The following is a 6,983-nucleotide window of genomic DNA, read 5'->3' on the forward strand; positions in this document are numbered from 1 at the left end:
CCCACAGGTACTGCACATGGCTTGAGGTCAATGCGGTCGGTGTGGGAGCTGGCTTGCCGGCGAAAGGGGCGCGAAGCGCCCCCAGCAATCTGAGGTATAAGCCGATGGCCAAGCAGCGCAACCAACCCACCGCCTCACTCCCGCCCACCCTCGGTGAAGGCTGCCTGGCCCGCTACGACCCCGAAGCCCTGGCCGACACCGATGGCACCGATTTCCCCGGCGCCGCCGAACTTTGGCAGCAGCTCAACCCGCCTGACGCCGCCAGCGCTCCATCAGCGGGCGCGCCAGCAGGCACACGAACACCGGCCCACCCGCCAGCAGATAAAAGTAGTAAGTGACCGCCCGCCATATCAGGATCGCCGCAGCCGCAGTCGAACTGCCCACCAGTGGCGTCAGCAGGCTGGCCGAAGTCAGCTCGGCGGCACCGGCACCGCCAGGCAGCAAGCTGAACTGGCCGGCACTTAGCGACAGCATCTGTACCAGAAAGCTGGGGATCCACGCCAGGTCTACCCCCAATCCCCTCAATACCAGATACAACACGCTGTAGCGCAGGCCCCAGTGGGCACAGGTCAGGGTGAAAACCAGGGTCAGCGTACGCTTGGGCAGGCGCCAGGTCTGCGCCAGTGCGTCGATGAAGCGCAGCAGTTTGCGCGCCCAGCGCCGCTTGCGCTGGCGGCTCATGCCCAGGCGGCGCAGCAGCCTGCCGTTCACACGCATCACCGTGCGCCGGTAGCGAAGCAGGCCGATCACCAGGGTCAGTGCCGTGCACAGCAGCAACGCGCTGCCCAGCAACATGCTTTCCTGGCTGCGGCCCAGGCTGTGGAACAGTGCATAGCCGGCAATCGCCAGCATCGCGCAGAAAAAGAACACCAGGTCGTTCAGCTGGTCCATGGCAAACACCGCGCCGCTGCGCGCCGGGCCGATCCGGTCGCGTGCCAGCAGGGCCATCAGGGTCAAGGGGCCGCCGCTGCCGCCTGGGGTGGTACAGATGGCGAACTCGGTGGCCATCACCACACCCAGGCTGCGTAGGCGCCCAAGCCTTGCGCCTTGCTGGCCGAGCAGCAGGCGCAGGCGCATGGCGTTTATGACCCAGCACAGCAGGATCATGCCCAGCAGGGTCAGCATCAGGCTGGGGGCGAAGCGCTGCAGCCTCGGTAGCAGCTCGCTGCCACCGAGCAGGGCCGGCACCAGCACGGCGCCGAGCAGTGCCAGGGCCAGCCAGGCCAGGCGGCTCATGCGCTGGCCTGGCGGTCGAGCCAGGTGGACTTGGTCAGGGGCTCGCGCCCCTGCGCCAGTAGCGTGTGCAGGGTGTTCAGCCAATAGTCGCGGGACGCGCGATGGCGCATATCCACCGGGTGCAGGCCCAGTCGCAGGGTCTGGGCGTCACGCCAGCGCCGGCATTGCCAGTCGCACAGCACCCGTGACAGGCCGCGGCGCCAAGCGCTGCGGGCGCTCCAGACCAGCCCCGGAGCCTTGATCGCGGTGAAGTCCGGTAAACGGTACAAGTGCTGTGGCGTGCTGGTGTAGCGCAGCGGCAGGCGGCGCAATGCCTGGCGGGTGCCTTCGCTCATCAGCCAGGCTGGTGCGACGAAGCCTGCCACCGGCCAGCCCTGCTGCGCGAACAGCGCCAAGCCGTGCTCCAGGCGTTGCAAGGCCTGCTGCTGGTCGAGAGCGTAGAACTCGCCTTCATGGGTATAGATGCGGCGCATGAAGTACTCACCGGGCGTGCGCGGTGGCGGGCCGTTGTCGGCATGGTAGAAGCCGTGCAGGGCGAGCTCGTCACCCTGTGCCAGGCGCCGTTCGAGCAAGCGGCAGAAGGTGGGCGAGCGCTGCAGCGGGTTGCGGTGGTGGAAGTCCGGCACCACCAGCCAGGTCATGGGGATGCCGCCGATGGCGTCGACGGCCTGGACGAAGGGTTGATAGTCGGGCCAGGTCTCGGGCGCGACATCGTGCAGTACCAGCATCAGGCTGCGTGCTGCCGACAAAGGCTCAGCCATGGGCGCGGACCTGTGGCTGGTGGCCAAGCACGGCCTGGTAGTGCTGCAGCAGGCCGGCGACCACGTGGTCCCACGAATACTGCTGCTCGGCATGGCGTCGGGCCTGAGCCCCGAGCTTGCGTACGCCAGCCTCGAATGCCTCTTGCACGGCGGTCGCCATGGCCTGGCTATCGTTGGGGCGGCACAAGCGCCCGCACTGTTCGTTGACGATTTCGCCGAAAGCACCGGCGCGCACCGCCACCACCGGCGTGGCGCTGGCCATCGCTTCGAGAATGACCAGGCCGAAGGTTTCCTGGTCGCCGGCGTGCACCAGCAGGTCGGCGCTGGCCATCAGCCGGGCGACTTCTGGTGCCGGGCAGAAGTGATCGATCACACTGACGTTCTGCGGCACGTTGGCCGGCATGTTCGAGCCCACCAGCAGCAAGTGGTAGGGGTGGCCCAGGTGCCGCATGCACTCGAGCAGTACCGGCAGGTTCTTTTCCCGCGAGCCACGGCCGGCGTAGATCAGCAGGCGACTGGTGTCGGCAATGCCCAGTTCGGCACGCAGCTTCGGGTCGCGCTGGCTGGGGTGGAAGGTGGCCAGGTCGACGCCCAGGCGCTGCACGTGCACATCGCGCACCCCCAGGCGGCGCAACTTGTCGGCCATGACCTGGCTGGGGGCCAGGACCCGGTCGAAATTGCCGTACAGCTTGCTGACATAGGCCTCGACATTGGGGGTGAACCAGTTGCCCATGCGGTTGCTGACCAGCAGCGGCAGGTCGGAATGGTAGAAGCCGATCACCGGCACATCGAGCTTGCGCCGCGCTTCCAGCGCAGCCCAGGCGGTCAGGTAGGGGTCGCCGACTTCGATCAGGTCGGGCTTGAGCCTGCGCAGCACATTGCACCAGGGGGCCAGGCGCACCGGGAAGCGGTAGCCATTGCCGAACGGCAGCGGCGGGGCGGGCACCTGGTAGATGCCATCGGCGTGCTGGGCGCTGGCACCGGGTATCAGCAAGCTGTGGCGGACGCCCTGGATGGCGTCGAGGCGGTGGTGTTTGGCATCAAGATAGGTACGTACGCCGCCACTGGCGGGGGCGTAGAACATGGTGATGTCGGCGATGTGCACGATCAGCATCCCTCCGGGATCGTCTTCGGGTCTGTCATCCGGCGCTAACGGGCCGGCGATGACGCGCCTAAAGGTTGACCTATCAGAAGGATAGTTTGTTCGATCGGGGTTGGGTGGGGCGGGGAAGGCGGGGGAGCGGTACGGGCTTCTTCGCGGGCTTGCGCGCTCCCACAGGGATCACCACGCATTCAAGAGTGACGGAGATCCTGTGGGAGCGGGTTTGCCCGCGAAGCAGGCGACGCGGTTTGCGATCAGATGCGGAAGCTGCCCACCAGGTGCTTCAGGCGGCCGGCCTGCTGCTCCAGGTCAGAGCAGGCGCGCAGGGTAGCCTGCAGGTTTTCCACGCCTTCCTGGTTGAGCATGTTGATCTCGTTGATGTCCATGTTGATCGCCTCGACCACGGCAGTCTGCTCTTCGGTGGCGGTGGCCACCGACTGGTTCATGCCGTCGATCTCGCCGATGCGCACGGTAACGCTGTCCAGCCGCTCACCGGCCTGGTTGGCGATCTGCATGCTGTCCTGGCTGTGGCGCTGGCTCTGGTCCATGGTCTCGACCGATTCGCGCGCGCCGACCTGCAGTTCTTCGATCATGGTCTGCACCTGTTGCGCCGACTCCTGGGTGCGGTGCGCCAGGTTGCGTACTTCATCGGCGACAACCGCAAAACCACGCCCGGCTTCACCGGCGCGGGCCGCTTCGATGGCCGCGTTCAGCGCCAGCAGGTTGGTCTGCTGGGAAATGCTGGTGATCACCTCGAGGATCTGGCCGATGTTGACGGTCTTGCTGTTCAGCGTCTCGATGTGCGCGCTGGAAGTGACGATCAGGTCGGACAGGCGGTTCATTGCCGCAATGTTGCGTTCCACCACCTGCTGCCCTTCTTCGGCCAGCAACCGCGCCGAACTGGCATGCTGCGAAGCCTGGGCGGCGTTGCCGGCAATTTCCTGGGCGGCAGCGCCCAGTTCGTTGATGGCGGCGGCCACGCTGTTGGTGCGGTTGGACTGTTCGTCGGAGTTGGTCATTGACGAGTTCGAGGCACTGATGACCCGCAGGGCTACTTCGTTGACCTGCTCGGTGGCCGAGGACACTTCGCGGATCGAGCTGTGGATACGCTCGACGAAACGGTTGAAGGCGCTGCCCAGGATGCCGAATTCGTCGTGGTTGTGGATAAGCAGGCGCTTGGTCAGGTCGCCCTCACCTTCGGCGATGTCTTCCATGGCGCGGGTCATGGTGTGCAGCGGCTGCATCAGCACACGGATCAGCAGGCCGAGCAGGCCGATGATGATCACCACCGCCACCAGCGTGGCGATCACCGCCGAGGTGCGGAAGGTGCTGAGCATCGAGAAGGCCTTGTCCTTGTCCACCGACAGGCCGATGTACCAGTTGGCCGACGGCAGGCCGGTGATCGGGGTGAAGGTCAGCAGGCGGGCCTGGCCTTCGCTCTGCACTTCGGTCAGCTCACCTGTCAGTTTCGGCGTGTGCTGCGGGAACAGGTCCGACAGTGACTTCATCACCAGGTCTTTGTCCGGGTGCACCAGGATCTTGCCTTGGTCGTTGACCAGGAAGGCATAGCCCATGCCGCCGAAGTTCAGCGAGTTGATGATCTGCACCAGGCCGTCCAGGGCCAGGTCGCCACCGACCACGCCGACACCGGCGGAAACCTTGCTGAGGATGCCGATGACCATCTTGTTGGTGGTCATGTCGATGTACGGCTCGGTCAGGGTTGCGCCAGCGGCGTTCATGCCGTCCTTGTACCAGGGACGGGTGCGTGGGTCGTAGCCGTCGGGCATTTTCGAGTCAGGGCGCACGCTGAAGCCACCGTCGACCTTGCCCAGGTAGACGGTGAGGAAGCTGGAAATCAGTGCATTCTGGCCCATCAGGGTTTCGGCGTTGGTCGGGTCCTGGGCTATGTTCTGTGCCAGGTTTTCCACCAGCTTGATACGGCCTTCGAACAGGTTGCGGATATTGGTCGAAGTGGAAGCGCCCATTTCAGCCAGATAGTTTTCGAGGTCCTCGCGGATCGCATTACGCTGGAGGTAATCGTTGTAGAGCGTGAAAAGGCTGAAGGCGAGTATCACGATCAGTGACGCTGCCAAAAGAATCTTGTGGCTGAAACGAAGGCTTTTGTTCATGGCGTAATCGGTTCCGCTAAGGTTTCATATCAGGCGTTTGCATGCGTGGAGTCGCAAAGCAGTGCAACATCCCGAAAAAGTCCCTTTTCGGTTGTTCCTCTCTATTAAGGCGAATATCACCCACAGGTATCGGCCGAATTACGCTAAAGCTTGAGCAGAGGATTAAAGAGATGTCGGAATTTTCGACCATCGTTGTAGGTGCTGGTCCGGATGGCCAGCCGGTTGGGCAAGCCATGAGGTTGGCCAACCGCCATGGCCTGGTAGCGGGTGCAACGGGTACTGGCAAAACCGTCACCCTGCAGCATCTGGCGGAAGCGTTCAGTGATGCGGGGGTCGCGGTGTTCGCCGCCGATGTCAAAGGCGACCTTTGCGGCCTGGGCGCTGCTGGTGCGCCGCAGGGCAAGGTGGCCGAGCGCATCGCCGGCATGCCCTGGCTGGGGCACACGCCCAGGGCTTACCCGGTGAGCCTGTGGGACATTGCCGGGCAGTCCGGTCACCCGCTGCGCACCACCCTCAGTGAAATGGGGCCGCTGCTGCTGGGCAACCTGCTGGAACTGACCGACAGCCAACAGGCGGCGCTGTACGCGGCATTCAAGGTGGCCGACCGTGAAGGCCTGCTGCTGCTCGACCTCAAGGACCTCAAGGCGTTGCTCGCGCACCTGAAGGACAACCCGCAATTGCTGGGGGAAGACAGCGCGCTGATGACCACGGCCTCCACCCAGGCGCTGTTACGGCGGTTGGCGACCCTGGAACAGCAGGGCGCCGAGGCGTTGTTCGGTGAACCGGGGTTGCAGCTCGAGGACCTCCTGCGGCCAGACCCGGATGGCCGTGGGCGTATCCACCTGCTGGACGCCAGCCGCTTGGTTCACGATGCACCGAAGGTGTACGCGACCTTCCTGTTGTGGCTGCTGGCCGAGTTGTTCGAGCAGCTGCCCGAGCGCGGTGATGCCGACAAGCCGGTGCTGGCGTTGTTCTTCGATGAAGCACACTTGTTGTTCAACGATACGCCCAAGGCACTGCAGGATCGCCTGGAGCAGGTGGTGCGGCTGATTCGTTCCAAGGGTGTGGGGGTGTACTTCGTTACCCAGTCGCCGGGGGACTTGCCAGATGCGGTGCTGGCCCAGTTGGGCTTGCGCATCCAGCATGGCTTGCGGGCGTTTACCGCCAAGGAGCAGAAGTCGCTGCGGGCGGTGGCTGATGGCTTCCGCCCCAACCCGGCGTTCGACACCCTGGCGGTGCTGACTGAACTGGGCATTGGCGAGGCACTGGTAGGGACGCTGGAAGAGAAGGGCACGCCGGCGATGGTGCAGCGGGTACTGATTGCACCGCCGCAGTCGCGTATCGGGCCGTTGAGTGCGGCTGAGCGCAGTGCGCTGATTGCCAGTTCGCCGCTGGCGGGGCGTTACGACAAGCCGGTGGACCGAGAGTCGGCGTACGAGATGCTGACCCAGCGCAAGGGCGAGCCGGTGGAGCCAGCGCCGCAACCCAAGGCGGATGACGAGAGCTTTGCCGACAAGGCTGGTGAGTTCTTGCAGAGTGCAGCAGGGCAGGCAATCAAGTCGGCGGTGCGCCAGGCGGCCAACCAGTTGGGGCGGCAGTTGGTGCGAGGGTTGATGGGGTCGTTGCTGGGGGGCAAGAAAAGGTAGTTTGCCTGTACCGGCCCTATCGCCGGCAAGCCAGCTCCCACAGGTACTGCACAGGCCTTGCGGGCGGTGCAATACCTGTGGGCTCACATCCTCCAGCCGCCGCGCGATC

The 6,983-nt window shown here is 64.8% G+C and carries 5 protein-coding genes and 1 pseudogene; 1 reads left to right on the forward strand and 5 read right to left on the reverse strand.

Annotated elements, in window-relative coordinates; genetic code table 11:
* Positions 1-243: 243 nt before the first annotated feature.
* The 5 genes and pseudogenes from ACK1U9_RS25120 to ACK1U9_RS25140 all read right to left on the reverse strand — a co-directional run.
* Complete coding sequence (locus tag ACK1U9_RS25120) at positions 244-1,236, reverse strand: lysylphosphatidylglycerol synthase transmembrane domain-containing protein (RefSeq protein WP_085602266.1); 993 nt, start codon at positions 1,234-1,236, stop codon at positions 244-246.
* Positions 1,233-1,997: a DUF2334 domain-containing protein gene (locus ACK1U9_RS25125; protein ID WP_449110260.1), complete on the reverse strand. Its 765-nt coding sequence runs from the start codon at positions 1,995-1,997 to the stop codon at positions 1,233-1,235. Before ACK1U9_RS25125 ends, ACK1U9_RS25120 begins: the two co-directional genes overlap by 4 nt.
* A complete protein-coding gene (locus ACK1U9_RS25130) occupies positions 1,990-3,111 on the reverse strand; it encodes a glycosyltransferase family 4 protein (protein WP_108481886.1) in 1,122 nt (373 codons plus the stop codon). The genes ACK1U9_RS25125 and ACK1U9_RS25130 overlap by 8 nt, the downstream gene beginning before the upstream one ends.
* Positions 3,112-3,353: 242 nt before the next feature.
* Entirely contained in the window at positions 3,354-4,118 is a 765-nt protein-coding gene (locus tag ACK1U9_RS25135) for a methyl-accepting chemotaxis protein (protein ID WP_370464237.1), read from the reverse strand.
* 93 nt (positions 4,119-4,211) lie between these two features.
* Positions 4,212-5,228, reverse strand: a pseudogene (locus ACK1U9_RS25140) (cache domain-containing protein); the annotation flags it as partial.
* Positions 5,229-5,398: 170 nt separating this feature from the next.
* Here ACK1U9_RS25140 and ACK1U9_RS25145 point away from each other — a divergent pair.
* Complete coding sequence (locus ACK1U9_RS25145; RefSeq protein ID WP_196188288.1) at positions 5,399-6,874, forward strand: helicase HerA-like domain-containing protein; 1,476 nt, start codon at positions 5,399-5,401, stop codon at positions 6,872-6,874.
* Positions 6,875-6,983 lie beyond the last annotated feature (109 nt).

This window comes from Pseudomonas sp. XP1 (assembly GCF_053557675.1).